This window comes from Agromyces selenitireducens, assembly GCF_052748465.2.
Window position 1 is genome coordinate 3,110,248 of sequence record NZ_CM188259.1, and the last position, 26,786, is coordinate 3,137,033.

General features: G+C 74.4%; 20 protein-coding genes. 9 read left to right on the plus strand and 11 right to left on the minus strand.

Annotated elements, in window-relative coordinates; translation table 11 throughout:
- Positions 1-273: 273 nt before the first annotated feature.
- On the minus strand, positions 274-1,983 hold the full coding sequence (locus ACULK4_RS14640; protein WP_445966315.1) for an acyl-CoA dehydrogenase family protein: 1,710 nt from the start codon (positions 1,981-1,983) through the stop codon (positions 274-276).
- An 85-nt stretch (positions 1,984-2,068) separates the two neighbouring features.
- Between ACULK4_RS14640 and ACULK4_RS14645 the strand changes: the two genes are divergently transcribed.
- The 3 genes from ACULK4_RS14645 to crcB are packed head-to-tail and all read left to right on the plus strand — an operon-like array spanning position 2,069 to position 3,467.
- Positions 2,069-2,638 (plus strand): universal stress protein, encoded by a 570-nt coding sequence (locus ACULK4_RS14645; RefSeq protein ID WP_445966316.1) that lies wholly within the window; start codon positions 2,069-2,071, stop codon positions 2,636-2,638.
- Positions 2,635-3,078, plus strand: coding sequence for a fluoride efflux transporter FluC (locus tag ACULK4_RS14650; protein WP_445966317.1), 444 nt, complete (start codon positions 2,635-2,637; stop codon positions 3,076-3,078). The genes ACULK4_RS14645 and ACULK4_RS14650 overlap by 4 nt, the downstream gene beginning before the upstream one ends.
- Positions 3,075-3,467: a fluoride efflux transporter CrcB gene (crcB, locus tag ACULK4_RS14655; protein ID WP_445966318.1), complete on the plus strand. Its 393-nt coding sequence runs from the start codon at positions 3,075-3,077 to the stop codon at positions 3,465-3,467. The genes ACULK4_RS14650 and crcB overlap by 4 nt, the downstream gene beginning before the upstream one ends.
- A 15-nt stretch (positions 3,468-3,482) precedes the next feature.
- On the opposite strand, the gene ACULK4_RS14660 is transcribed toward crcB, so the two are convergent.
- The 4 genes from ACULK4_RS14660 to ACULK4_RS14675 form a co-directional block, all read right to left on the minus strand.
- Complete coding sequence (locus ACULK4_RS14660) at positions 3,483-3,956, minus strand: GyrI-like domain-containing protein (RefSeq protein ID WP_445966319.1); 474 nt, start codon at positions 3,954-3,956, stop codon at positions 3,483-3,485.
- A 70-nt stretch (positions 3,957-4,026) separates the two neighbouring features.
- Positions 4,027-7,110, minus strand: coding sequence for a DEAD/DEAH box helicase (locus ACULK4_RS14665; protein ID WP_445966320.1), 3,084 nt, complete (start codon positions 7,108-7,110; stop codon positions 4,027-4,029).
- Positions 7,111-7,292: 182 nt separating this feature from the next.
- The gene (locus ACULK4_RS14670) at positions 7,293-7,973 is read right to left on the minus strand and encodes a nucleoside/nucleotide kinase family protein (protein WP_445966321.1); all 681 of its coding nucleotides are present in this window, start codon (positions 7,971-7,973) and stop codon (positions 7,293-7,295) included.
- The gene (locus ACULK4_RS14675) at positions 7,970-8,332 is read right to left on the minus strand and encodes a winged helix-turn-helix transcriptional regulator (RefSeq protein ID WP_445966322.1); all 363 of its coding nucleotides are present in this window, start codon (positions 8,330-8,332) and stop codon (positions 7,970-7,972) included. The genes ACULK4_RS14670 and ACULK4_RS14675 overlap by 4 nt, the downstream gene beginning before the upstream one ends.
- Positions 8,333-8,441: 109 nt before the next feature.
- On the opposite strand from ACULK4_RS14675, the gene ACULK4_RS14680 reads away from it, so the two are divergent.
- Complete coding sequence (locus ACULK4_RS14680; protein WP_445966323.1) at positions 8,442-9,326, plus strand: NAD(P)H-binding protein; 885 nt, start codon at positions 8,442-8,444, stop codon at positions 9,324-9,326.
- Between the two features lie 142 nt (positions 9,327-9,468).
- On the opposite strand, the gene ACULK4_RS14685 is transcribed toward ACULK4_RS14680, so the two are convergent.
- Both ACULK4_RS14685 and ACULK4_RS14690 read right to left on the minus strand, forming a co-directional pair.
- Positions 9,469-13,896 (minus strand): hypothetical protein, encoded by a 4,428-nt coding sequence (locus ACULK4_RS14685; protein WP_445966324.1) that lies wholly within the window; start codon positions 13,894-13,896, stop codon positions 9,469-9,471.
- A gap of 20 nt (positions 13,897-13,916) precedes the next feature.
- On the minus strand, positions 13,917-17,948 hold the full coding sequence (locus ACULK4_RS14690; protein WP_445966325.1) for a hypothetical protein: 4,032 nt from the start codon (positions 17,946-17,948) through the stop codon (positions 13,917-13,919).
- Between the two features lie 266 nt (positions 17,949-18,214).
- Here ACULK4_RS14690 and ACULK4_RS14695 point away from each other — a divergent pair, with 266 nt between their 5' ends.
- On the plus strand, positions 18,215-19,102 hold the full coding sequence (locus ACULK4_RS14695; RefSeq protein WP_445966326.1) for a bifunctional helix-turn-helix transcriptional regulator/GNAT family N-acetyltransferase: 888 nt from the start codon (positions 18,215-18,217) through the stop codon (positions 19,100-19,102).
- Positions 19,103-19,145: 43 nt separating this feature from the next.
- Entirely contained in the window at positions 19,146-19,583 is a 438-nt protein-coding gene (locus ACULK4_RS14700; protein WP_445966327.1) for a DoxX family protein, read from the plus strand.
- A gap of 265 nt (positions 19,584-19,848) precedes the next feature.
- On the opposite strand, the gene ACULK4_RS14705 is transcribed toward ACULK4_RS14700, so the two are convergent.
- Positions 19,849-21,459, minus strand: a complete 1,611-nt coding sequence (locus ACULK4_RS14705; RefSeq protein ID WP_445966328.1) for a DUF3482 domain-containing protein — start codon at positions 21,457-21,459, stop codon at positions 19,849-19,851.
- Positions 21,456-23,066 (minus strand): DUF2868 domain-containing protein, encoded by a 1,611-nt coding sequence (locus ACULK4_RS14710; RefSeq protein WP_445966329.1) that lies wholly within the window; start codon positions 23,064-23,066, stop codon positions 21,456-21,458. Before ACULK4_RS14710 ends, ACULK4_RS14705 begins: the two co-directional genes overlap by 4 nt.
- A gap of 114 nt (positions 23,067-23,180) precedes the next feature.
- Here ACULK4_RS14710 and ACULK4_RS14715 point away from each other — a divergent pair, with 114 nt between their 5' ends.
- Both ACULK4_RS14715 and ACULK4_RS14720 read left to right on the plus strand, forming a co-directional pair.
- Positions 23,181-24,338, plus strand: a complete 1,158-nt coding sequence (locus tag ACULK4_RS14715; RefSeq protein ID WP_445966330.1) for an amidohydrolase family protein — start codon at positions 23,181-23,183, stop codon at positions 24,336-24,338.
- Positions 24,339-24,414: 76 nt separating this feature from the next.
- Positions 24,415-25,356 carry a DUF1214 domain-containing protein gene (locus ACULK4_RS14720; protein WP_445966331.1) on the plus strand — a complete coding sequence of 314 codons (942 nt, stop codon included), beginning with the start codon at positions 24,415-24,417 and terminating at the stop codon, positions 25,354-25,356.
- Positions 25,357-25,402: 46 nt separating this feature from the next.
- Here ACULK4_RS14720 and ACULK4_RS14725 read toward each other — a convergent pair whose 3' ends face one another.
- Both ACULK4_RS14725 and ACULK4_RS14730 read right to left on the minus strand, forming a co-directional pair.
- A complete protein-coding gene (locus ACULK4_RS14725; RefSeq protein ID WP_445966332.1) occupies positions 25,403-25,630 on the minus strand; it encodes a hypothetical protein in 228 nt (75 codons plus the stop codon).
- Between the two features lie 80 nt (positions 25,631-25,710).
- Complete coding sequence (locus tag ACULK4_RS14730; RefSeq protein WP_445966333.1) at positions 25,711-26,223, minus strand: methylated-DNA--[protein]-cysteine S-methyltransferase; 513 nt, start codon at positions 26,221-26,223, stop codon at positions 25,711-25,713.
- 204 nt (positions 26,224-26,427) lie between these two features.
- On the opposite strand from ACULK4_RS14730, the gene ACULK4_RS14735 reads away from it, so the two are divergent.
- Entirely contained in the window at positions 26,428-26,583 is a 156-nt protein-coding gene (locus ACULK4_RS14735; RefSeq protein ID WP_445966334.1) for a hypothetical protein, read from the plus strand.
- The last annotated feature ends 203 nt before the right edge of the window (positions 26,584-26,786 follow it).

Consider the following 26,786-nt stretch of genomic DNA (forward strand, 5'->3'; position numbering starts at 1 on the left):
TGAGGCCGCGCCGACATGGGAACGGCAAGCAGACTGCAGGTCAGCTCCCGCCGCGCGCGGCTCGTTCCCGGGTCGCCTCATGTGGGGCGCTGCTGACGTGAGCAGGCTGGAAACCATCGTCCGCCATGGTGGACCGCGGAGTGCCGTGGACAGCGGCGTGCGGTGGGGCGGAGGCGGCCGGTGCCGCTCCAGCCTGCACCCGGCGGCGGCCGGTGCAGCGCCCGGTCGGTGCCTCGCCCGGCCCGGCGCACGGCAGCGCCCGGCCGCTCCGCCTCAGGCGCGGGCGAGGATCGCGTCCGTGTCGACCCCGGGCGGGAGCGCGCCGTAGAGCATGCCGCCTCCGCCCTCGAGACGCGTGCGCGCGAACGCGTCGGCGACCGGCGGCGGCGCGTGCTGCACGAGCAGGGACGCCTGGAGCACGAGCGCGAGGCGCTCCGTCAGCTCCCTCGCGCGGAGGGCGGCGGACGCGGCATCCGCTCTGGCCAGCTCGACCACGACGGACTGGGCTTCGGCGAGCTCGAGGTCGAAGGCGGCATCCGCCCCGGAGGCGGCGCCGACCACGCCGAAGAACGCGTCGAACGCCTCGGGCTCGCGTTCGAGCACGCGCAGCACGTCGAGCGCGATGACGTTGCCCGAGCCCTCCCAGATCGCCAGCAGCGGCTGCTCCCGGTAGCGGCGGGCGAGCGGGAACGCCTCGGTGTAGCCGTTGCCGCCGAGGCACTCGAGCGCCTCGTACGCGTGGCCCGGGCCGCGCTTGCACACCCAGTACTTGGCGACCGCCGTCGCGAGCCGCCGGAACGCGCGGTCCTCGTCGGACGCGTCGGCGTCGTACGCGCGCGCGAGCCGCATCGCCGTGACCGTCGCCGCCTCGGACTCGAGCGCCAGGTCGGCGACCACGGCCGCCATCGCCGGCTGGTCGACGAGGAGCGCCCCGAACGCGCGCCGGTGCCGCACGTGCCAAGCCGCCTCGGCGACCGACTGCCGCATGCCCGCGGCCGATCCGAGCACGCAATCGAGCCGCGCGCGCGTGACCATCTGCACGATCGTCGCGACGCCGCGGCCCTCCTCCCCCACGAGCCACCCGGTCGTGCCGTCGAACTCCACCTCGCTCGACGCGTTCGAGTGATTGCCGAGCTTGTCCTTCAGCCGCTGGATGCGGAACGGGTTCCGGGATCCGTCGGGCAGCACGCGCGGCACGAACACGCACGACAGGCCGCCCGGCGCCTGGGCGAGCACCAGGAACCCGTCGCTCATCGGCGCGCTGCAGAACCACTTGTGGCCCGTGAGCCGGACCTCCCGGCCCCACGCGCCGTCGTCGCCCGTCGGCTCGGCGCGAGTCGTGTTGGCACGGACGTCCGAGCCGCCCTGCTTCTCGGTCATCGCCATGCCGATCAGCGCCGAGCGCTTGCCTGCTCCCGGTGGTCGAGTAGTACCCGGCGAAGCCGGGCCCGTCTCGAGACCCGGCCAACCCGGCCCCGCATCGAGACCCGGCTCGTAATCGCGACTCAGCAGCCGCGGCATCCAGTCGTCGCGCAGCCCCGGCGCGGCCTGCTCGAGCACCGGCACCGCCGCGTGCGTCATCGACACCGGGCACGCGTGCCCCGGCTCGACCTGCGAGAAGAGGAAGAACGCCGCGGCGCGGTCCACGTTCGCTCCCGGCTGCGGGTCAGCCCACGCCGACGTGTGCGCCCCCGCCGCGACGGCCGAGCGGATGACACGGTGATACGCCTCGTCGTAGTCCACCTCGTCGACGCGGTTGCCCCACCGGTCGTGCGTGCGCAGCACGGGCGGGCGCGTGTCGGCGCGCTCGGCATCGCGCTGGAACTCGGCCGAGCCGACGAGCGCGCCGACCTCGTGCAACGCGGGGGCCGCGGCATCCGTACCCCACCGCGCCACCGCCTCGACGAGCGGGACGTTCGCGGCGAACTCGTCGACGCCGACCCGTGGCGGCGGCTGGTTCTCGACCTCGTGCGTGATCATCATCGACCTCCGCCTCGATTCTCGTCTCCGCGAGCGGTCGTTGTCGCGTGCGAGCGATGCCGTGTGGGAGGCTGGCCGCGGAGACCTCATGCCCGATCCAGCGCAGCGCACCCTCGTCGTCGGTGTCATGGCCGCGCAGCCCGACGCGGTCGCGACCCAGGCTGCGGCACTCGCCGCGCAGCTCGGCACCCGGCTCGTCTGCGCCACGGTGGATGCCGGGCGGTACGTCGTCGAGGAACGCCCGGACGGCGGCATCCGCTCGGCGCCGTTCGACCCAGACCTCGCCGACGCCGATGCCGCCTTCGCCGACGCCGACGCCGACGCCGGCACGGCGAACGGCGCGGATGCAGCCGTCGATCGCGTCGACCCGGAGCTCGAGGCCCGGCTGCACGCCCTGCTCGATCCGACCGGCGTGGCCTGGGAGACGCGCGCCCTCGCCGGCGACCCCGCGCGCGCCCTCGCGCGGCTCGCCGAGACGCTCGACGCGATGATGATCGTCGTCGGCACGCGCGAGGGCGGCCTTCGGGGCACCCTCCATGAGCTGTTCAACGGCTCGGTCGCCGCGCACCTCGCCCACCGGCAGCACCGCCCCGTCGTGGTCATCCCGCTCTCGCCCGTGGGACTCGGCGCCGCCCTGCCGTGGGAATCGGACTCGTGACGTCGGCGCCCCCGCACCGGCGCTGGAGCTACCTGGGACTCGTCGCCGCCGGCGGCACGGTCGGCACCGCCCTCCGCCAGGGCATGCTGCTGCTCGCACCCGACCTTGACCGGTTCCCGGTCACGACGTTCGGCATCAACCTCGCGGGCGCGTTCGCGCTCGGCCTCCTGCTCGAGGTGCTCGTGCGGTCCGGGCCGGACGAGGGTCGGCGCCGCGGCATCCGCCTGCTCGTCGGCACCGGGGTGCTCGGCGGGTTCACGACCTACAGCGCGCTCGCGACCGCGACCGCGATGCTCACGGTCACGGGTCTCACCGGCTGGGCCGTGGCGTACGCGCTCGGCACGGTCGTGCTCGGCGCGGCCATGAGCGTGGCCGGGATCGCACTCGGCGGCGCCATCGCCCGGCGTCGTCCGCCGCGCCTCGGGGAGGCGCGGCCGTGACGGCGCTGCTCTTCCTCGGCACGGCGCTCGCGGGCGGCGTCGGGGCCGCCCTGCGGTTCTTCCTCGACGGACTGCTGAAGGCGCACACGCGCGCGACCTTCCCCTATGGCACCGCGCTGGTGAACCTGACCGGCTCGTTCGCGCTCGGCGTGCTCGCCGGCATCGCCGCGAACGGATGGCTCCCGCCCGAAGTCGCCGCGATCGCCGGCGTCGGCCTGCTCGGCGGGTACACGACGTTCAGCACCGCGAGCGTCGAGACCGTGCGGCTCGCGCAGGAGCACCGCTACCGCGCGGCCGTCGCGAACGGACTCGGCGTGCTCGTGGCGTGCACGCTCGGCGCGCTGGCCGGCGTGTGGGTCGGAGCGCTGCTCGGCGATCTCTGGGCGTGAGCGGATGCCGCCGGCTCAGCCGGCCGGCTTCAGCGGGCAGTACACGACCGTCTTCGTCTGGTCGTCGGGCGTGCCCGGTGGACTCCAGTACTCCTCCCACATCGTCGACTCGTCGAGCTCGCGGCCGTGCAGGGCCATCGCCGCGCCGATCGCGTCGTACGCCTCCGACACCCTGGCGTACGAGCCCATGTGGGTCGCGGTGGCCGCCTCGGCGGCGGGCAGCTCGTCGGGCACGACCGTGCCGTCGCCCTCGATCGGATCGGGCACGACGAACCCGGCGCTGACCGTCACGCGCCCCGAGGCGGGATCCATGTCGGAGTACTTCGCGGCGGCCGGGCCGTCGCCGAGCAGTCCGAGCGGGCCGAGGTGAGCGGCGACCCGCTCGAACGCCGACCGCATCAGGTTCGGGATGTCGGCGAAGGTCGTGGACTGGCGCACGGCGGCGAGGTGCCGCTGCGGAGTGCTGGTGATCCGGACGTCGTAGGTCATGGCGGCTCCTCGCGGTCGGTTCCGGGACAGTCTGCGACTGCCGGCGGCTCGCGAGCGGGCCTTCGGTCCCTCAGCCGTCGAGGAGCCCGCGCACGTCGGCCGCGGTGAGCGCGGCATCCGTCGCCTCCGCCCCGTCGGCCCCGCCGTCGAGCACCGACGCGACGAGCTCGCCCTTGCGGGCCTTCAGCGCCATGACCTTCTCTTCGATGGTGCCCTCGGCGACCAGCCGGTAGACCATGACCTGGCGCTCCTGCCCGATGCGGTGCGCGCGGTCGACGGCCTGCTGCTCGCTCGCGGGGTTCCACCACGGGTCGAGCAGGAACACGTAGTCGGCCTCGGTGAGGTTGAGCCCGAACCCGCCGGCCTTGAGGCTGATGCAGAAGACGGATGCCGCGCCCGAGCGGAACCGCGCGACCTGCTCGTCGCGCGCCCGGGCCGGCGTCGACCCGTCGAGGTACGCGTACGGCACGCCCGCGGCATCCAGCCGGCCCGCGACCCGGCCGAGGAACGACGTGAACTGGCTGAACACGAGCGCGCGGTGCCCCTCGGCGAGCACGTCGTCGAGCTGCTCGAACAGCGCGTCGAGCTTCGCCGACGGGATGCCGGCGTGCCGCTCGTCGATGAGCGACGCGTCGAGCGCGAGCATGCGCAGCAGCGTGAGCGAGCGGTAGACGATGAACCGCTGCCGGTCGAGGTCGTCGTCGAGCAGGTCGAGCAGCTTCTGCCGTTCGCGCTGCAGGGTCGCGTCGTAGAGGCGACGGTGGCGGGGCGTGAGCGCGACGGTGAGCACCTGCTCCTGCTTCGCGGGCAGCTCGGGCGCGACGGCCTCCTTGGTGCGGCGCAGCAGGAGCGGGCGGATGCGTCGGCGCAGCAGTTCACGGCGTTCGGCATTGCCGTCCTCCTCGATGGGGCGGCGGTACCGCTCGTCGAACGCGCGGCGCGAGGGGAACAGCCCGGGCGCGACGAGGTTCATGATCGCCCACAGCTCGCCGAGGTGGTTCTCGACCGGCGTGCCCGTGACCGCGAGTCGGAACGGCGCGCGGATGCCGCGGGCGGCCTCGTGCGCCTTCGTGGCCGGGTTCTTCACGAACTGGGCCTCGTCGAGCACGAGTCCGCCCCATTCGAGCGCGCCGAACGCGTCGGCGTCGAGGCGCAGGACGGCGTAGGTGGTGATGACGAGGTCGGCGCTCGCAGCGACCTCGGCGACCGTCGGCCGGCCGGCGCCCTCCGTGGCGGCGATGGATGCCACGCGGAGCCCGGGCGTGAACCGGGCCGCCTCGCGCACCCAGTTCGACGCGACCGACGTGGGCGCGACGACGAGGAACGGTCGGGCCCCCTCTGCAGGTCGAGGAGCACTCGACGGAGTCGAGCGCCTCTCGAGACCCGCCGCCTCCACCGCATGCTGGATGAGCGCGAGCGCCTGCGCGGTCTTGCCGAGGCCCATGTCGTCGGCGAGGATGCCGCCGAGCCGGTGCCGCCACAGGAACGCGAGCCAGCGGAACCCGTCGAGCTGGTAGGGCCGCAACGGAAGCGCGAGGCCGGCCGGCTCGGGCAGCGGCTCGACGGCGGCGTCGTCGGCGAGCGCGGCGACGGTCGCACGCCAGCTCACGGCGGGCTCCGCGGCATCCGCCAGGTCTTCGAAGTCGGCCCAGAGGCTCGCGCGGGCACGGTGGATCCGCAGGCCCGTCTCCCACTCGGCGAGGGTGCCGGCCTCGTCGATGAGCTCCTTGAGCGCGTCGAACTCGGGGCGGCGCAGCGACAGGTAGGAGTTGTCGACGAGCTTCAGCCGCCGGGCGCCGTTCGACAGCGCCCGGAACAGCGGCATGAACGGAACCTGGCGCTCGGCCACGGTCACGACGACGCCGAGGTCGAACCAATCCGCCTGCCGCGACTCGACCGTGGTGACGGTGAGCGTCGGCCTCTCGCTGAGCTCGCGGTAGTCGGGCGGTTCGCCGACGGTGTCGACGCGCACGCGGTCGACCGCGCCGAGGCGCGGGAGCACGACGTCGGCGAACGCGGCCGCATCGGCGTCGTGCAGCTCGACCTCGTCGTCGCTGGCGTGCTCGAGGGCGGTGCGAAGCCGCTCGGCAACGCCCGGCCGGTCGGCCTCGAAGCCGTCGAGCACGTCGAGCGCGGCGGCGATCACCGCGGCACGCGCTTCGGCGGGCTCGCCGTCGAAGCGCACCGGGTCGACGGATGCCGCGAGCGGGCTCATCCGGCCGTCGCCGTGGTCCCATGCCCACGCGAGCCGCAGCGCCCCGGCGGCCCCGTGCGCGGCCGTGAGCACGAGCTCGGCGGGCGGAGCGGGAGGCGGCGCGAAGCTGCCGTCGCGGCTCGCGATCGGCAGGGTGCGCGCGAGCGGCCGGTAGTGCGCGCCGAGGAACTCGTCGAGGTCGGCGGCGGGGATGCGGAGCGCATCGGCGCCCCCGCCGAGCAGCGCGCCCTGAGCCGACGTGACGCCGCCCGCGACCGGCGCGAGCTCGATCGTTCCCGCGTCGAAGTCGAACCGGTAGACGCCGTGCTCGCCGACGGCTCGCGAGTGCTCGGCGGTCGTCGCGGCGCCGTCGATCTCGACGGTCGGCGCGAGCACCAGCACGCCGTCGTCGCCGATCGCGGCGTCGAGCCCGACCCACGCGCCGTCTGCGAGTCGCACGTCGGGCGTGGCATCCGCCCCCGCGAGGTGGATGCCGAGACGCCGCGCCTCGGCGAGCAGCGCCCAGAGCAGCGGCGACGCGTACTCGTCGACCGTGATGAGCTCGGACCCCCACGTCGGGATGCCGCCGGGCGGCGCGCCCTTCAGAGCGGCGAACTGCGCGAACCAGCGCGCCTGCGCGGGGTCGTACCCGCCGGACTCGCCCTGGTAGGCGATGTTCTGCCACGTGAGCCCGGACTTGATCCATGCGCCGCGTGACCCGCGCGTGACCGGGCGCACCCCGAGCCGGTCGACGGATGCCGCCCGGCGCGCCGGCTCGTCGCGCGCGCCCTGGAACCGGCCCGGCCGGCGGGTGACGCGTCGCCGCAGCTCGAACTGCAGGCCGAGCGGGCGCGCGCGCTCGGGCGGCCCGCCCCGCTCGGCGATGGTGAGCCGTTCGAGCCCGGACCGCCAGTCTCCCGCGTCGCGCGCATGCAAGGTGGGCGACTCGGGCACGGGCATGCTCCCATGCTCGCACCCGCCGCCGACGTCGGCGCCGCCCGAGCAGCTCCGCTCGATTCCGCTCGTACGCACGCCGGCCCACGAGCCGCCACGCGGGCACGCACCACGAGTTCGAAGACCAGAACCTCTGGGACGCGCTCGCGGAGCGCGCGCCCGCCGGCACAGTGCCGTTGGTCCCCGGCTCACGCGCCGACGGCGACCTCCCACGTCGCGCCGGAGACGACGAGGTCGGCGCGCGCCACCGTCGGCTCGATGAGCCGCGCGTTCGCGCCGTCGATCTCGTGCGCCCAGGCGAGCGCCGCGTCGGCCGTGCGCCCCGACGAGCGATGCCGGTCGACCAGGCGTCGCACGCGCTCCTCCTCGGTCGCCTCGACGAACCAGGTCTCGTGGAGCAGGTCGTCGACGTGCCGCCACGGCTCCTCGTCGACGAGCAGGTAGTTGCCCTCGACGACGACGATGCGGACGGCGGGCTCGATCGCGATCTCCGCCGCGACGGGCTCGTCCACCTCGCGCTCGAAGCTCGGCGCGTAGACGGTGTGGTCGACCTCGGCCTTCACGCGCGCGACCAGGCTCGCGAACCCCCATCCGTCGAAGGTCTCGGGGGCACCCTTGCGGTCGCGCAGCCCGAGGCGGTCGAGGGTCGCGTTCGCGAGGTGGAACCCGTCCATCGGCAGGTGCACCGCCGTCCCCGCGCCATCCGCCTCGTTCAGCACGGCGACGAGTGCGTCGGCGAGCGTCGACTTGCCGGCGCCCGGACTGCCGGTGATGCCGATCAGCACGCGATCGGCGGATGCCGCGGCGAGCGCGTCGCGCGCCAGCTCGGCGAGGCCGCCGAGGGCGGCCGCCGACCCACGCCCGCTCATCGCCGCACCATCCCGGACGCGTGCTCCGCGACCCAGTCGACGAGCGGCAGCATCCGCTCCATGAGCGCACGGCCGAGGTCGGTGAGCGAGTACTCGACCCGCGGCGGCACCTCGGGGTACGACGTCCGCGCGACGAGCCCGTCAGCCTCGAGCGTGCGCAGCGTCGACGCGAGCATCTTCTCGCTGATGCCCTCGACCTCGCGGCGCAGCTCGCCCCAACGCAGCGTGCCGTCGGTGAGGGCGAGCAGCACGAGCACGCCCCACTTGCTCATCACGTGGTCGAGCACCACCCGGGTCGGGCACCCCTCGAGGAAGACCTCACCCGAGCGCTCCCGGATCTCTGCAAGACTTACCGTCATGTGCGTACCTTACTCCGAAGTGGGTACCCGCGATAGGGAAGGCTTGGGGCACCCGACCGGTTGGCACCGGTGAGCCGACGACCGCGTCGGACCGACCGAAGGGATCACCATGACCATCCTCGTCACCGCCGCCTCCGGCCACCTCGGCCGCCTCGTCGTCGACGCGCTCCTCGCGCGGGGCGCGGCGCCCGCCGAGATCGTGGCCGCCGCGCGCGACACCGCGAAGCTGACGGATGCCGCGAGCCGCGGCATCCGCGTCGTCGAGCTCGACTACGCCCGCCCCGAGACCATCGCGCCCGCCCTCGACGGCGTCGACGCCGTGCTGCTGATCTCGGGGACCGCCTTCGGCGAGCGGGCCTCCCAGCACCGCAACGTGATCGACGCGGCCGCCGCTGCGGGCGTGTCGAAGCTCGTGTACACGAGCGCGCCGAAGGCGACCGAGTCCGAGCTCGTGCTCGCGCCCGAGCACGCGGCGACCGAGGAGGCGATCGCCGCGTCGGGCGTGCCCGCCGTGATCCTCCGCAACAACTGGTACACCGAGAACTACGCGGCGGATGTCGCGGCGGCCGCCGAGACGGGCGTGATCGCCGCCGCCGCGGGCGCCGGCCGCGTGGCATCCGCTCCCCGTCGCGACTTCGCCGAGGCCGCGGCGGTCGTGCTCCTCGAGGACGGCCACGTCGGGAACGCGTACGAGCTCGGCGCCGACGAGCCGTGGACGTTCGAGGAGCTCGCCGCCGCGGCATCCGTCGTGCTCGACCGCGAGGTCGCGTACGTGCCGCAGACGCCCGACGAGCGCGTCGCGTCGCTCGTGGCCGTCGGGCTGGACGAGGGCACCGCCGGGTTCGTCGCCGCGATCGACGAGGGCATCGCCCGCGGCGACCTGGCCGAGTCGGACGGCACGCTCGCGCGCCTCATCGGGCGCCCGACCACGCCGCTCGTGGACGCGCTCCGCGCCGCCGTCGACCCCGTCGCTGCCGCGCGGCCTGCCGCCTGAACGCCGGTGGACGCACGCGCCGCGCAGCCCGTACGGAATGCCTTCGTCGGCGGATGACGCAAGCGGGCCCGTCCCCTCGGGGGCGGGCCCGCTTCGCGTGTGCGGGGCGGATGTCGGCCGGGGCGGGCGTGCGGGCGGCGCGTCACGCGGGAAGGTCGACCGAGTCGCCGTAGACCAGCCGGCGGCCGCGCACCGGGCCGACCATCACCTCGAGGGGCAGGCCCATCGGGTCGCCCTCGTGCAGCTCGTACTCGGCGATCCGCACCCTGAGCTGGTCTCCCTCTGACCGCTCGGGCATCGGCACCGCGCCGGCCCACTCGATCTCGCCGTACCGCCGCTGGACGAGCGCGGCGAGCCCGAGTCGGACGTCGAGCAAGGTCACGTCGCCGACCCGCTCCCAGTCGAGATCGGTCGCGGCGCCGGCGCGAAGGCGCTCGATCCAGACCTCGACCCGGCGCGACGCGCGCACCTCGGCGGCGAGGCTCGGCAGGGGCTCGGCGTGGTCGGGCACGCCGACCGGACCGCGGAGGGTCACGACCACCGCGCGAGCGTCCGCCGCGGCCACGAAGGTCGCCTCACGTCGCGGCATCGCCTGCGCGAAGTCGGCGCGCACGACCGGTGACAGCTCCTGTCCAGCGACCGAGTGCGGCTGGTAGCGGGCGAGCGCGAGCTGGATGAGCGGCGTGTACGCCTCGCCGGTCTCGACCTGCAGGTCGCAGTACCAGAGCCGCCGCTCCTCGTCGAACGAGGGCGTGTGCCCGACCACGGTGACCCGGTCGTCCACCTCCGCGAGGCGCACGGTGCCGTAGGCGGTGCGCTGCGGGAACTGGTGCACGAACGGCCCGGCGGGGAGCCGCGCGCCGGCGAACACCGGGTCCATTCCCCAGGTGGTGGTGAACCGCCGGCCCTCGGCGCCGGTGCTGCCGAACCAGGGCAGGAACTCGGTGACGAGACCGGAGGCGACATCCGTTCGGCTCGCGCGGATGAGGTCGCGATCGACGGCTCGGGCGGATGCCACGGCCCGATCGACCGCGACCAGGAACCGCTCGTCGCCCTCGGCGGCCGGCGGCTCCGGCGCTGCGCCGGCGGGACCGGGGCGTCCGGCCTCGACGACGGCGTCGATGTGCGCGGCGAGCCGCCTGGCCGTCTCGGAGCGGACGGCGGGCGCCGCGGTCGCAACGCCGACGCCGGACTCGCCGACGTGCTCGAGCACCCGGCCCGCCCACGCGTCGGCGAGCGCGATCGCCTCGACATCGCCGATGACGCCGCGGTCGACGTCGACCGGCCAGGTGATCCACGGCTGCCGGGCGAGCACCACGCCGAGCAGCTCGTCGGGTCCGCTCGAGTACCAGGGCCGCCCGAGGTACACGCGGAGCCCGCCGGCGGTGCGGATCCGGCGCACGGCGAAGGCGCCGCCGGCGTCGAGCGGTTCGGTGCGCCACTCCCAGGTGGGGACGATGTACTCGACGTCGGGCGGCGCAGGTCGCGCGCTCGACGGCACGTCGACGGTGAGCACCGGACCCGTGGACGTGATCAGCTCCGGCCGCTCGGTGACCTGCGGCGGGAAGTACTCGCGGAAGCGGGTCGTGGCCGTGGGCGTGTAGTGGACGTAGCGGTGGCGGGTGTCGCCGAACTCGTGGCGGACCTCGTGGCGCGGCCCGTACGGACCCGCGGCGGGTCCGCTCGTCGGCCACATCTGCGCGTCGACCTCGAACGCCTCGAGCCGGAAGTCGGCGACATGGGCGCGCTTGGGCTCCATGCGCGGCGTCGGCTCGAGGACGTCGTCGACGGGATCCTCCCACGCGGCGTCGATGTCGATGCGTCCCGTGCTCGCGGCGTGGTTGTGCACGACCCCGGGCAGGAGCGAGAAGGTGGCGTGGACGTCGCGGCGGGAGCCCGCGCCGAGCCGGATCTCGGGCGGCTCGAGCGGCTTCTCGACCGCGTGCACGAGCGTGAGCTCGGTGAACGGCGTGACCATCCAGTGCCGACCGCGGCGGACCGTGTCGCGCTCGGCCGCGGAGGCCGGGGCCTGCAGGTCGTCGATGAGGTGCCAGACGCGCATGAGGTCGACGTCGGCGTCGTCGAGGAACGAGCTCAGCCGGACGGTCGCCGTGGTCGCCTTCGGCAGCGACACGGTCAGCGTCCGCGCGGGCTCGTCGAAGACGGGCGGGGCGTCGCCCTCGACGATCCGCAGGAGCACGGGACGCCGGTCGAACCAGGTGCCGGGATCGCCCGGCCAGCGCAGCATGCGCGTCGGCGGGACGCCCTCGACCTCGCCGCCGGCGCCGCCCCCACCGCCCGTCGCGTCTCCGGGCAGGCTCGTGAACGAGACGCCCCGGGCGAGCGGGTCGGGCAGGTACGGCAGCGGCAGTGCGCGGTTGGCGTGCACGACGTAGTCGCCGTCGAGGAGCGCCTGGCCCTTGCTCCCATCGAAGGCCGGCGGCGGCACGCGTGTGCTCACGACCCGTCCGCCGGGCAGGGTCAGGTAGCTTCCGGCCTCCCGGCCCGCTATCGCGAACTGCTGCGCGACGGCGACGGGATCGCCGGCGAGCGCGGCGTCGAACCTGCCGTGGGTCTCGGCGAGCTGCACGCTGCCGATGGGCGCGGCGAGGTTCCGCTCGTTCTCGGTGCGGTAGACGATGCCGAGGTCGCCGGACGGCTGATGGCCGGACAGGGTCCGCACGCGGTCGAGGCTCACGTAGTCGGCGACCGGCGTGCCGGGCGTGGAGCGGATCACCATCCGCATGAGCGACTCGCCCTCGGTGTACTCGGTGAGCGGCACGACCGCCGGCGAGGGCACGGGCTCCCAGCGCTGGTAGGGCTCGTCCAGGTCGCGCTCGTGCGCCTCGTCGAGCTGGTCCTCGGGGATCGACCGGCCCGAGAGGTCGACGGCGCGCACGCGCAGCCGGTAGCGCCGCCCGTAGCGCAGCCGCGGAAGCGAACCGCGCTGCACGGCGAACCGCGCGGCGAGCGGGAACCCGGTGTCGGCGACCTCCGGCGGGGTCTTCTGCGGGTCGACCGGGTCAGTCTCGTCGACGACCTTGCCCGGTCGCTTCACGGCGAGCGACCAGCCGTCCCAGCCGATGACGGTCTCGTGCAGGTACTGGTCGGCCGTCGGGGCCGGGTCGCCGCTCGACGTGCTCGCGGCCTTCAGATGCCCCTCGTCCGGCGCGGGCTGCACGGGTAGCGGGACGCGGGCGGGACCGGGCTCGACGAGCTCGTACTCCCCCGTGCGCCGATGCAGCGAGTACCACTCGCGGGTCCCGGATGCCTCGTCCTGGATGTCGAGCCGCCACCCCCGCGTGACGTCGGCGGCGTCGAGCACGGCGGACCGCCCCGCGGCGTGGTCGGCCTCGTGGTCGGCGGACGCGTCGAACTGCTCGACGAGCCCCGCCGCGCGGTCGTGCCGCGCGACGATGATGCCCGCCGAGCGCAGCGCCGGCAGCGACGCGGCATCCGTCGTCATCGAGGGGGCGTGGTCGTTGCGCGCCGCGCTGTCGCGGAGCTCGGCGTCGACGCGTTCGAGGTCGGCGAGCAGCGTCGTGACCTTGAGCGCCGAGCCGTCGGGGTCGAGCTGGTCGACGAGGAACCGGCGGGTGTCGTCGACGACGAGGCTGCCGTCGACGATGTCGGGCAGCTCGCTGCGCGACGCGGGCGCCCAGACGCGGTCGGTGCGGTGCGCGTTGGTGATGGGCCGTGCGGGCTTCGGAGCGAGGAGCGACTCGAGGTCGCCGCCGTTGACCCCGGCGAGCACCTGGACGGTCGTGTGCTCGTGGATGCCGGGGTCGTCCGGGACGAACACGTCGATCGCGAGGCCGAGATGGCGCAGCAGCTCGGGGAAGTCGGCGCAGCGCGCGACGAAGCTGTGGAACTCCGGCGGGACCGGCGTCGGCGGCGGTGCGGTCGCCGTGACCGGGTCCCAGGGGTCGTCGGTGCGGTCGTAGAAGGATGCCGCCGCGGCGAGCGCGACCGACGGCCGCTCGGCCGGGGGAACCGCGTCGATCGACAGGAACCGCCCCTGCGGGTCGGAGGCGCCGCGGAACTCGGCGAGACGCCGCTTGACCTCCTGCCGGCGACCGCCCTTCCAGCGTTCGGACGGCGGCACGGGCGACTTCAGCTCGTCGAGCTTCCCGCGCAGCGGCCCGCGGGTGACGGGAGGGAAGGATTCCGGGCTGCTGGCGGCGATGAGCTGGAACAGCCCGGTCACCGCGGAGGCCACCTCGCCCACGGGATAGGAGTGCACGACGGCCTGCTCGAAGTGCTGGAACCTTGCCTCGCCCACGGTGGTGCCGCCGAAGAGCCGCTCCCACAGGTCGGGGTCGGGGGCGATGGCCCCGTCGGGCTCGAAGCCCTCGACCTGGCCGACGCCGCCGATGTCGAACGCGAAGCGGGCGCCGGCGAGGGTCGCCGGCCAGTTCGCGAACGCCGGGAAGTCCGTGATCGGCACGAGCACCCCGGCCGCGGCTCCCGTGGCGAGGCGGGGCGTGACGAAGACGGTCACCCGGAGATGGCCGTGCTCGGGCTCGCGTCCGGCGGGGATCGCCGTGAAGATCGCCGTTTCCGTGACCATGTCCGCTCCTCGCTCGGTGCTCAGGCCGGTTCGATCGCGAACGCCCGGCAGTACTCGGCCCACGGGTCGCGCATGGTGCCGAGCTCGTCGGCGTACGGGCCCATGGTGTCGAGGAAGGTGGGGTCGCCGCTCGAACCGGCGAACTGCTTCTCGCAGGTCACCGTGACCGAGAACGACAGGAAGCAGATCGACACCTCGATGCTGAGCGACGCCTTCCCGACGGCCTTCGCGTCGTCGCCGATCTTGCGGTAGCTGAGCTCGAGGTAGAGCTCGATCGCGGCCGAGATCAGGCCGAGCACGTCGACCTCGCCGCGGGCGCGGAAGTACCCGGCGAGCTGCACGGCCTGCTCGTCGCCGTTCTGCTCGAGGCGGAAGTAGATGCCCGCCATGACCGAGAGGCTCCCGGATGCCACGAAGAAGCTCATCTGCACTGCGGCGCCGAACTCGAAGGCGGCCTCGACGACCTTCACGCCCGCGGGCGAGACGGTGATGGCGAAGAACCCGCCGCCGGCGAAGAACGCGACCTGCAGACGGAACGGGTTCTCGCGCGTGGCGAAGAAGAAGCGGAACTCGAGCGACTCGCCGATGAACGGCACCGACAGCTCGGCACCGAGGTGGATGTTCGTCAGCGCGAAGACGCCCACGGCGAGGTCGGGGATCGCGAGGTCGAATCCGGCCTTGAGTCCGCTCGCCTCGATGTCGAGGTAGGGCGGGTCGCTGAATCCGTCGAACGGGATGATCTCCTTCAGCGTCTCGACGAACGCCAGCGGTCCCAGGAACCGGATGCCCTCCGGCCGTCCGTCCTTCCCGTCGCCCAGCACGACGTTCACGTCGGGCTTCTTGCCGGGGCGGACGGAGAACTCCATCACGCTCACGTGGATCGCGATGAACTGCGTGGAACCCAGCAGCGTGAGTGTGAACGGCGGCAGCGCGCACGAGACGAGCGCCTGCGGCTCGCCTCCCGTCAGGGGCGCCTGCACCTCGGACACCAGTCGAAGGCGCCGGTCGCCCTCGGGCACGAACACGGGCGGCGCGATGCCCGCAGGCGCCCAGTCCTCGAGCTCGGTGTCCCACTCGAGCCGCGCGCTGACCCGCTCGGGCAGCCGCGCGCCGGCGACGAACTGCTCGATGAGCTTCACGACGTCGGCGGCGCCGGCCGCGATGCCGGCGAGCCGCGCGAGCAGGGCGGCGGTGCGCTCGACGACGGGCCGGGCGAGCGGGAGCGGCGGCGCCTGCGGCTGGAATGCGGCCGCGAGGCCGGTCGCAGCCACGCCGATGCGTCCGAGCAGGGCCGCGAACGGCTGGGGCGGGTGCGGCGGTTGCGAGACGAGGGCCAGCGCGTCGGCGAAGTCCTGCGCGGCGTCGGCGAGCTCGGCCGCGGCATCCTGCACCGACTGCGCCTGCCCCGACAGGGCGGCGGCGTGCTGGGCCACGAACGCCCGAGCCTCGGCGAGCGCCTGCCCAAGCTCGACGACCGCGTCGACCGACTGCGTCACGAACGTCGGAAGCGGCCCGCCCGACGACGGCAGCAGTTCGGCGAGCGGCAGGATGCCGAAGAGCTTCGCGGTGGCGAGGCCGAACATGCCGCCGACGTCGAACCCAGCCGCGTTCGACGCGAGCTTCGCCAGGTCGCCGCCCACCGGGCCGACGCCGCGGGCAAGCGCCGTCACGTCCACGCTCGGGCTGACGAAGCCGCCGGAACGGTCGGACTGCCGTGCGAACGCCATCGTGGTCGCGGCCGTCGTGGGCGCGCCGGACGGGCTCGCGAGCTGCAGGAACAGGCCCGCCTCGTTTCCGGGATGGGGGCCGGCACCGGTCCCGACGCCCTTCGCCCGGTACGCCGTCGCGTAGGTGAGGTCGACCGGGGACGACTGGCCCGTGAACGCGCTCATGGCGGGGACGACCGCGCGCGCGACGCGCAGCACGGGGAGGACGAAGTTGGACGTGCGCTCGCCGGTGACGGTGTCGAACTCCGCGTCGAAGGTGATCGCCGCGGTCGCGAGCGTGGTGTCGTCGGGCTCGAGCGGCGGCGCGTACGCGATGCGCCGACCGCGCAGGTCGTACACGGGGGCGCGCTCGTTGGCCTTGGCCAGGGCCGCGTTTCGTGCGGCCGCCGAGGCCTCGAAGACCGTCTTCTCGACGAAGATCAGCGGGCCCTCGAACTCGACGAGGCGGTTGCCGATGTCGTTGGCGACCATGCGGAACGCGAACGGCTTCTGGTCGCCGCCCTGGCCGTTCGCCCCCACGGCGCCGTCGACGTCGGCGATCGAGGGGATGAAGAACTGGCCGTCGGCGCCCGGCAGCAGCTTCACGGGCGCCGCGAGCGGCGGCGTCGAGGCCGTGAGGATCCGCACCCAGCGGAACGGCATGCGGTTGTCGTACTTCGCGGCGCCGCTCGCGAGGAAGCGCCGCTCGGGCTCGCGGACGACCACGAAGAGCCGTTGGTAGAGCGTCGCCCGGCCGTCCTCCTTGACCCGCCGCTCGGTGACCTTCACGAGCGAGGCGCGGTGGCCGAACGGCAGCAGCACGCCCTGGTACACGACCTTGACGTAGTGGTCGCGGCCGAGCGTCGCACGGTGCTTCCACTCCTCGATCGAGAGCCCCTTGGGCGGGGCGAAGTGCCCCTCGGCCGCGAGCCATCCGCCCATCGCCGTGAGCATGAGCCGTTCCACCGGGACCGGGCGCGGCAGGTAGCGCGGCTTCCAGTGGTGGTTGGAGGTCAGGTGGACGAGTTGCATCCGGTCGCGAATCGACAGCGTGGCGCGGAAGGGACGCAGCCGCTCCTCCGCGGCGGCGGTCGCCTGGTCGCCCCAGTCCTCCTTCGGGAACGCGCTCGTCCCCTGCGCTGGCCCCTTCCCGGGTGTGAAGTCGCGCGTCCACACCGCGCGGACCGTGCGGTCAGCGGGCTGGTCCTCGTCGACGGGCGGCGGCGACGACGGGTCGAGGTCGGCCGCGGCATCCGTTCGCGAGGCGAGTCGCGAGTGCCAGAGCTCGACGCGCCCGTCGTGCGCGACCTCGCCGAGCGCGTGCGCGAACGCCGCGCCGGCGTGCGGGCTCAGCTGCAGGCGCCACGGCAGTTCGAGCGCCGTCTCGGTCGAGGTCGGCTCACGGGGCAGGGGCGGACGGCGGTCCGGACGCAGGGTCGTGAACGGCACGACCTCGAGATGCGGGCGGAGTTCCTCGCCCACCGCGGAGACGGCGGAGATCGCCCCGAACCTCGCCTCGATCTCGCTCGCGGTGCGCCGCAGGTTCGCGGCGCCCGCGATCTCGGTCAGTTCGCGAGCGGATGCCGCGACCCGCTCGAGCGCGGCCGTGCGCCGTGCCGGCGGGAGCACGACGAGCCCGGCATTCGCCCCGCGAGCGCGTGCACGGGAGCCGACCCGCCGCGACGCGGCACGTCGCACCTCGTCCATCCGCGCGTCGATGGACGCGATCGCGCCGATCTCGGTGGCGAGCACGTCCCAGTGCAGGATCCCGAACCCGCCCTTCGCGTGGGGCACGACGCTGAGCGGCAGCACGCGCATCGCGTGGAGCAGGCCCGCCTCGGTGTACGGGATGCGCTCGGTCGTGACCTCGTACACGAGCCGGCTGCCCCGGGCGATGCGCGCGAGCACCGGATAGCGCGGCGCCTCCGATCCGCCCGGGTTCGCCACGCGCTTGAGTTCCTCGGCGGGAAGGCCCGCGGTGTCGGTCCTGAACGTCGACTCGGGACCGGCGGCATCGAAGAACGCCTGCTCGAGCAGGTGCTGCGGCCCGAAGCCGGCGATGAGGTACGCGGGCGCCCGACCCGAGTGCCTGGCGAGGTGCGGCAGCCCGTTCACGTCGACCCGGTCGAGGTTCACGAACCGGAACTCGATGCGGAGCAGGTCCGCGGGCCGCAGGAGGACGAACGGCGGGAGCGATTCCTTCGGCGCGCCGCCGGAGATCGCGCCGATGATCGCGGCGATCGCGATCGGGCTGTCCGCCAGCTCGGCGACCGGCAACGCCACGCCGCTCGCGGGCGGGAACACCCGCTCGAACGCCACCCGGAAGCGCGGGTCGATCTCGGCCATGTTCCCCCCTCGCGATCCGCGCGACCCCCAGCCGCGACTGCGTCGTCGCCGGAGCGACGCCGGATGCGTGTGCGAGGCCGCCGCGTCGCGTCCCCCGAGTCGCGGTGCGGCGGTCAGGCGGGTACAGGCTACGCCGAGTGCCGCGCGGCGGCTCCCCCCGTTCGGGGGCTGTCCGGGGCGACGAGCGGATGCCGCTCCGGAAACTCGCACGGAGCGGATCCTTCCCCGTGTTCCGAATCCTGACTTCTCTGACTACAGTCAGAGATATGGACGGCATCACCCGGGTGCGCGAGTTCAACCGCACCGTGACCGAGCGGATCGGCGCGCTCGACGACCACTACCTCGCCCGTGGGCGCCCGCTCGGGCAGTCGCGCCTGCTGTGGGAGATCGGGGCGACGGGCCCCGACGGCGCCGAGCTGCGCGACCTCCGCGAACGGCTCGGACTCGACTCGGGGTACCTGAGCAGGCAGCTGCGCGCGCTCGAGGCCGAGGGGCTCGTGCGCGTCGAGGCGGCGGCATCCGACTCGCGCGTGCGCATCGTGCGCCTCACGGCGGGCGGCCGCGCCGAGCGCGCCGAGCTCGACCGCGTGTCCGACGAGCTCGCAGGCGGCATCCTCGACGCGCTGACCGAGCGGCAGCGCACCCGCCTGCTCGACGCGATGGACGAGGTGCGTCGCCTCATGACCGCATCGGCCGTGGACGTGCGCATCGTCGACCCGAGCGAACCCGCCGCCCGCGAGAGCATCGCCGCATACTTCACCGAGCTCGCCGCCCGGTTCGACATCGGGTTCGACCCCGCGCGGGCGCGACCGACGAGCGACGACGAGTTCCGGGAGCCGAACGGCGCGTTCCTCGTCGCGTTCCTGCACGGCATGCCCGTCGGCTGCGTCGGCGTGAAGCGGCACGGCGACGACCCGGCCGAGATCAAGCGGCTGTGGGTGTCGCCCGACGTGCGCGGCATCGGACTCGGCGCGCGCCTGCTGCGCGAGGTCGAGGCGGCCGCGAGGCGACTCGGCGCGGCATCCGTTCGCCTCGACACGAACCGAACACTGACCGAAGCGATCGCGATGTACCGCGCGCACGGCTACGTCGAGATCTCCGACTTCAACGGCGAGCGCTACGCCGACTTCTGGTTCGAGAAGCAGCTCGGCTGACGGCGCGCGATGCCGATGTCGGTGGCGGTGCGAGACTGGGCGGATGCCTCGCCGACGCCACCCTGCCCGACCCGGCCCGCTCTCCACCATCCGCTCGATCGCGCGCTGGGCGCTCGCGGGCCTGCTCGCGTTCGCAGGCCTGTCGCACCTGACCTGGGCGCGGAAGGGGTTCCGCATCGCGGTGCCCGACTGGGTCGCGGAGGATCGGGCGGGCAAGGACGCGGTCGTCGTCACGTCTGGTGTCGCGGAGATCCTGCTCGGCACCGCCGCGGTCGTGGCCGCACCCCGCGAGCGACGGCGCGTCGGCGTCGCGATCGCGATGTTCTTCGTCGCGGTGTTCCCCGGCAACGTGCACCACTGGCGCACGGGGCGGTCGGTGCCGCTCATGCGGACCGACCGGGCGCGGTTCCTGCGGCTGTTCCTGCAGCCGGTGCTCGTGGCGTGGGCGCTGTGGAGCACGGCGCCCGGGCCGCGCCGCTAGCTCGCCGCCGGCCGGCACGCACGCGCAACTGCAGGATGACACGGCCCATGCGCGCTCTCCGGCACCCATGACGCGCCTCATCCTGCGGTTCGCGGGAGCCCGCGGCCGGCGCGCACGCGCAACTGCAGGATCACACGGCTCATGAGCCCCGTCCCCCACCCATGACGCGCCTCATCCTGCGGTTCGCGAGAGTCGACGGCAGGCGCACGCGCGCAACTGCAGGATCACACGGCTCATGAGCCCCGTCCCCCACCCATGACGCGCCTCATCCTGCGGTTCGCGCCTCGTCGAGCGCACCGGGGTACAGCCGATCGAGCAGGCCGAGCACCATCGACCGGAGCAGGCCCTCGAGCTCGCGTCGCATCCGCTCGTCGACCGCAGCCGCAGCCGCAGCCGCACCTGCGTCGGTGCCGGCACTCGCGTCCGGCGTCGCCGGCCGCTCGCGCAGCCCCGCCCACACCTCCGCGAGCCGCTCCTGCTCGGCGACGACCGCCTCGACGACCATGGCGCGCCAGAACGGCGGGTACTCCCCCTCCGTCCACGCGCCGCGACCACGGCCGTAGTGCGCGACCGCGAGGTACCGCAGCAGCGCCGAGGTGACGAGCCCGTCGAGGAACGCGTCCTCCCAGCGCAGGCTCGCGTCGCTGCGTCCGCGCACGACGTTGACGCCGCGCGCGAGGCCCGCGCCCCCGAGCGCGCCGACGATCGCCCCGGCGACCATGCCCGCGCCGAACGTGAGCCCGCCCGCGACGAGGTCGGCGCCGAGCCCGGTGAGGGCGCCCGAGACGACGCCGCCGAGCGCCGCCGTCCGTCCCTCGTCGAGCGGCACGTCGACGTGCAGGTCCTCGGCGACGCGCTCGAGCACCTCGTCGGCGGCACGCCCCTCGAGGCGGTGGATGGCGATGAGCTCGTCGGTGCTCCGCCGCAGGTCGGCGCGCAGGCGGGCGGACATGCGCTCCGCGGCATCCGTTCTCGCCTGCGTGCGCGCCGGATTCGGCAGGCCGAGCGAGCCGCCGACGCGCGACGACAGCGGTTCGGCCGGCAGCACGATCCGGTCGGCCGCGGCGCGCGCGAGCGGCTGGGCGAGCACCGCCATCGAGCGATCGAACTCGTCCATGCGCAGGTCGCGCCACGCGGCGGCGAGCCGGTCGAAGGCCGCCGACTTCGCGCCCGCGGCCACGAGCGGCTCAACCGCGGCGAACAGGGTGAACTCCTGCACCCAGCAGCGCGCGAACGCGTCGAACGCGAGCACGCCGCGCACGTGCGGCGCATCGGCGAGCGCGGCCCGCCAGCGCGCGGCATCCGCGTCCTCGGCGGCGCGCTCGCGGGGCGGCCCGGTCTGGTTGAGCAGCACGAGCACGGGCTTGCCGATCCACTCGAGCACCTCGAGCTCGGGCGCGAGGTAGCCGGCGTCGGCGGGCGCCTCGGCGGCGTTCACGAGGTAGAGCACCACGTCGGCCTGCTCGGCGACGTTGCGCACCGCCAGTTGGCTGAGCCACAGGGCACGGTCCTGGTAGCGGTCCCAGACCTGCGACAGGAACCACCCGATCGGGTTGCGGTCCTGCCGCAGTCGCCGCGCGAGGCGCACGCTGTCGCCGAAGCCGGGCGTGTCCCAGAGCGTGAGCAGGTCGCCGTCCGGGGTCCGCACGAGCGGGTACGGGGTCGCCTCGGCGGTCACGTGCGGCGCGTCGCGCACCTCGCCGACGTCGCGGGCGAGCAGCGTGCGCGCGAGCGTGGTCTTGCCCGCGTTCGTATGGGAGATGAGCGACAGCGACACGGCGCCCGCGTCGAGGCCGGGCACGTCGGGCTCGGGCGCGTCGCGGTCGGACGCGGTAGGGCGTGCGGCATCGGAGCCCGGCGCCTCGGGGGCGCTCATCGCGCCGACCTAATGTCGGGGTTCGATCCGAGAACGGATGCCGCGTCGGCGAGCCGCGCGGCCGCGTCGGCAGTGTCGGGATCGGCGAGATCGACGAACACCGCGGTACCGCCGTGCGCCTCGACGAGGTCGCGCCACGCGGTGCGACGGGCGTCGAGCCGCGTGTCCTCGCCGGGCCAGCGCGCGAGGAACGCCGACTCGTCGACGAGTGCGACGGTGCGAGCGGATGCCGCGGGGCGGCCTCCGGCCCGCGAGGCGCCGCCGGGCGCGGCCGACCCGCAGCGCGCACCCCGCGCCCCGCCGCGGTCCGCCCTGCGGGGTGCGGCCATCCCGCCGAGCGCGTCCCCGGCGAGCGCGTCGAGGAACCGACCGTGTGCGTCCTCCTCGGGCGTCGCGGTGAGCGAGAACAGCGGGACCCGGATGGCGCCGGCCGGCCCGGCGACATCCGTCGTCGCGCCCGCACCGCCGCGGCCATCGTCGTCGTCATCGCCCAGCGGCGGGTCGTCGCCCCACTTGACGGATCGCGCGACCGTCACGGGCGCGGTCCCGAACGCGCGCGCGAGCACGGCCTCGAGCCCGGCCCGCGCCTCGGCGGCGAGCGTGTAGCTGTACGGGATGACGCGCACCGGAGTCGGCTCGCCGACCCACGTCGCGACCAGCCGGCGGAAGTAGGGGTCGCCGAGCGGCACCGCCACGCGACGGGCGCGGCGCCGCTCGACGACCCATGCGGTGAGCGCGAGCACGAGTCGCGGCACGATCACGACGGCGGCGACCGTGGCGGCCATGAGGTGCAGCCAGGTCGCGGCGTTCTCGCTCGCGGGTGCGCGGATGGCCTCGATCGCGGCGACGTCGGGCACCGGGATGCCCGTGAGCCACGAACCGGGCGCGAGGGTCGCGGCGAGCAGCGCGTGCACCTGCTCGGCGCCGAGGAACGTGCTCTCCCACGACGCGCGGTACTCGAACGCGAGTCCGCGCGTGTAGAGGCCCACGATGACACCGAGCGCGGTGGCCGCCGCCGCGAGGTGCAGCACGCGCGCCGCGCGCGCCGAGTAGAGCGGTGCGGCGATGCGCGCCCAGTCGCCGGGCAGCTGCGTGAGCACCGACCGGCGGGCGACGGCGCCCTCGCCGCGCCATCCGTCGGCCGCACCGCGCACCGCCGCCGCCCGGATCAGCAGCGCCCGCACGGGACCGACCGCGCCGCCGCGCAGCACCACCGGCCGCGCGAGCAGCCATACGTAGACGACGAGGTTCCAGACGACGAGCGCGAACACGGGCGGCGCGAGCAGGTTGATGCTCGACCCGCCGCCGATGCGGTCGACGACCACGCCCAGCACGAACGCGCCGAGCACGGTCACGACGCCCACCCACGGTCGCCAGCGGATGCCGCGCACCGCGCGATTCACGCCCGGCTGGCGTGTGCCGATGCGCTCGAGCACGAGCTGCGCGCGCCGGGCGAGGAACTCGTCGGCGCTCGCGCGCTCCCCCACGATCGCCGCGGCGGCGCGGCTCGCCCACTCGCGGTCGGCGTCGGACCACAGCACCCGGTCGCGGTCGGCCGTCTCGACGGCGCGCGCCGCGGTGACGTCGAGGGCGGCCGACTCGTCCATACGCGCCATGCTATGCCGCGGGCCTCGCGCCGGGCCGGACACGCCCCGGGCCCCACGAGGGGACGCAACACGCCGCCCGTGCGTGGCGCGCCCCATTCGCGAGAGGATCTCCCCATGAGCCAGGACGTCCACGCACGGCTCGCCGCCGCGATCGACGAGCTGCCCCTCGTCGACCACCACGCGCACGGCATGCTGACCGAACCGCTCACCGACGCCGACCTGCTCGACGCGCTCACGCAGGCCGACCGCGCCGCCGACGCCGACGCCGTCTTCGACAGCCAGCTCGGCTTCGCCCTCCGACGTCACTGCGCACCCGTGCTGGGCCTCGAACCCTGCGCGGATGCCGCGGCCTACCTCGCGGCCCGTCGCGAGCTCGGCTTCGAGGAGGCGACGACGCGGCTCCTCCGCGCGGCGGGCGTCCGCGACTACCTCATCGACGACGGCCACGCACCCGACCGCCTGATGCCCGATGAGCGGATGGCGCGGCTCGCCGACGCCCGCACGCACCGGGTGGCCCGGCTCGAGACGCTCGCCGAGCGCGCGCTCGCGGACGCGACATCCGGTGCCGACTTCGTCGAGCGACTCGAGGCGGTGCTCGACACGGCCGCCGCGGAGGCGATCGCGTTCAAGACCGTGGCCGCCTACCGGGGCGGACTCGCCCTCGCGCCGACGCGGCCCCCGGCGACCGACCTCGCCTCGGCGGCCGACGCGTGGTTCGCGGCATCCGCTCGGACCGGATCCCCGCCGCGCCTCGAGGACCCGACGATCATCGGCAACCTCGCATGGTGGGCGCTCGAGCGCGGCGCCGTGCTGCAGGTCCACGTCGGCTTCGGCGACGGCGACGTGCGGCTCGACCGGGCGCATCCGTCGCTGCTGCAGCCGTTCGTCGCCGCGACGCAGCGCACCGGAGGCCGCATCGCGCTGCTGCACTGCCATCCGTTCACCCGCGAGGCGGGCATGCTCGCGCACGTGTATCCGCACGTGTTCCTCGACGCGGGCCTCGCGATCCCGTTCGTCGGCGCCAACGCCGACGTGCTCGTGCGCGAGACCCTCGACGTCGCGCCGTTTTCGAAGGTGCTCTTCTCGAGCGATGCCTGGGGCGTGCCCGAGCGCGTGCACCTCGGCGCGCGGTTGTGGCGGGATGCCGCGGCGCGCGTGCTCTCCGCGTACGTGACCCGGGGCGACTGGCGCATCGACGACGCGGTCCGCGTGGCGGAGCGCATCGCGTGGCGCAACGCGGCGGCGTTGTACGGGCCGGCTGTGGAGGCGTGAAGCGGCGGCCCTCGCCGCGCGGCATCCGCTCGCCCTAGGCTGACCGGAGGTACGCCTACGGATCGAGGGGAACCCGATGGCAGAGCACGTGAACGTCGACAACTTCGCCCGCGCCGAGACGAGCCGCATGTTCGCGGCGATCGCCGCCCAGGCCGGCGGCACCGGCAGCTGGATGCACAACCGCACGCCGACACCGCTCGACAACCAGCCGGTGATCCGGCAGAACCGCGACACGCTCTACAGCACGGTGCTGGTCGACGCGTCGCAGGGCGCGACGCTCACCATCCCCGACCCGGGCGACCGCTACCTGTCGGTCATGGTCGTGACCGAGGAGCACCACGTCCCGGTCGTGCTGCACGATCCCGGCGAGCACCTGCTGGTCGCCGACGACCTCGGTTCGCGGTACGTGCTGCTCGCGGCGCGCATCCTGGTCGACCCCGAGGACGAGGCGGATGTCGCCGCCGTCAACGCACTGCAGGACCGGTTCGCGCTCGACGCGGCATCCGCCGAGCCGTTCGTCGTGCCGGACTGGGACGAGGCGTCGCTCACCGAGACCCGACAGGCGCTGCTCACGCTCGCGCGTGGCATCGGCGGGTTCACGGGCGCGTTCGGCGCGCGCGACGAGGTCGATCCCGTGCGCCACCTCATCGGCACCGCCGCCGGATGGGGCGGGCTGCCGACCTCGGAGGCGTTCTACGTCAACGTCGACCCGCGGCTGCCGGTCGGCGAGTACGCGCTCACGGTCGGCGACGTTCCGGTCGACGCGTTCTGGTCGGTGACGATCTACAACGCCGACGGATACCTCGAGGACGCGGGCGGGCTCGTGAGCGTCAACAGCGTCACGGCCGACCGCGATCCGGATGGCACGGTGACCCTCGACTTCGGCGGGCCCGACGACGGCCGGCCGAACCGCCTCGGGCTCATGGAGGGCTGGAACTACATCGTGCGGCTCTACCGCCCGCGGCCCGAGGTGGTCGACGGGTCGTGGACGTTCCCTGAGGCGCGGCCGGTCGGGTAGCGGCATCCGCTGCCGGGCCGGCCCGGGCCCCGGACGCTCCCGCGGTTCAGTCCCGCGGCGTCCGGTGCCCGCCGCCGGTGTCGAGGTCGGGGCCGGCCTCCAGGTCGGGGCCGTCGCTCTCGGTGATGTTCGCACCCTCGAAGAACGGGTCGACGCCGAGCTCCTTCGCGTGCTCGGCCTTCAGCCGCGCCTGCTCGTCCGCATTGTCGGCGTGGTCGCGATCGTCGGGAAGGTCCGCGTCGGGGAAGTCCCGCCGGCCAGTGGTGTCGCTCATGTGATCCTCCCGTGGTTCCTCGGTCACGGGGTCAGGCTAGGCCGCGGCGGCTGCGGCCGCATGGGGGTTGCGCGGCCCTGTCAGAACAGCCGCCGCTGGGCGACCACGGCGGCGCCCTCGAGCTCGAGCAGGCGGCGCTTGCGGTCGAAGCCGCCCGCGTAGCCGGTGAGCGACCCGTCGGCGCCGACCACGCGGTGGCACGGCACGAGGATGCTGATCGGGTTGCGGCCCACCGCATTGCCGACGCGGCGCGCGAGGTTCCGGTCGCCGAGCCGGGCCGCGAGTTCCCCGTACGTCACGGTCTCGCCGTACGGGATCTCGCGGAGCATCGCCCACACGGCCTGCTGGAACTCGTCACCCACCGGCGCCAGGGGAAGGTCGAAGCGGATGCGTCGTCCCGCGAGGTACTCGCGGAGCTCGACGTCGAGTTGCGCGAACAGCCCGTCGCCGCGAGCGTCGACCGCGACGCCGAGCGAGTCCGGGGCGGGCGGGTGCCAGTGCCCCGGGAAGTAGACGCCGACCAGCCCGCCGTCGTCGGCGACCACGAGCAGGTCGCCGACCGCGGTAGGCAGCGTGGCGTGGCGGCGGGACATGCATCGATTCTCGCGCGGACCGCGCGTCGCGAGACGACCTGCGGTGGCGGGAATCGGACGTGGACGTCCGCACCGCGGCATCCGCTGGGGACGGACGCACGGTGTCAACCCGGTGACGGCGGGGCGCGATCGCGCGAAGGTGGAGACAGCCGACGACCTCGCTGCTCGGCCGGCCGAGCGGCGACCGGATACGAAGGAGGAGCGATGAGCGACAGGAAGCACCCCGACGAGGAGTACCGCGACGAGCAGCCGGGCGACCCCGAGTCGCCCGAGACCCCGGGCGCCCCGGAGAACGCCGAGCCGATGAGCGAGTCGACCGACGGCGGCCTCGAGGGCGGCGAGCCCGGCGTCGAGGAGTGAGCTGAGCCGGCGGGGCTCGCGCCCGCCGGACGACACCGCAGGATGAGACGCCTCATGGGTCTCGTATCCGGTCCATGAGGCGCCTGGTCCTGCGAATCGCGTGAGCGGATGCCGCGGCTCACTGCCCGGTCGTGAGCGACAGGACGTCGTCGACCGGCGTCGTCGCGTCGCTGAAGCCCTCGGGCATGACGTCGCGGATGTGC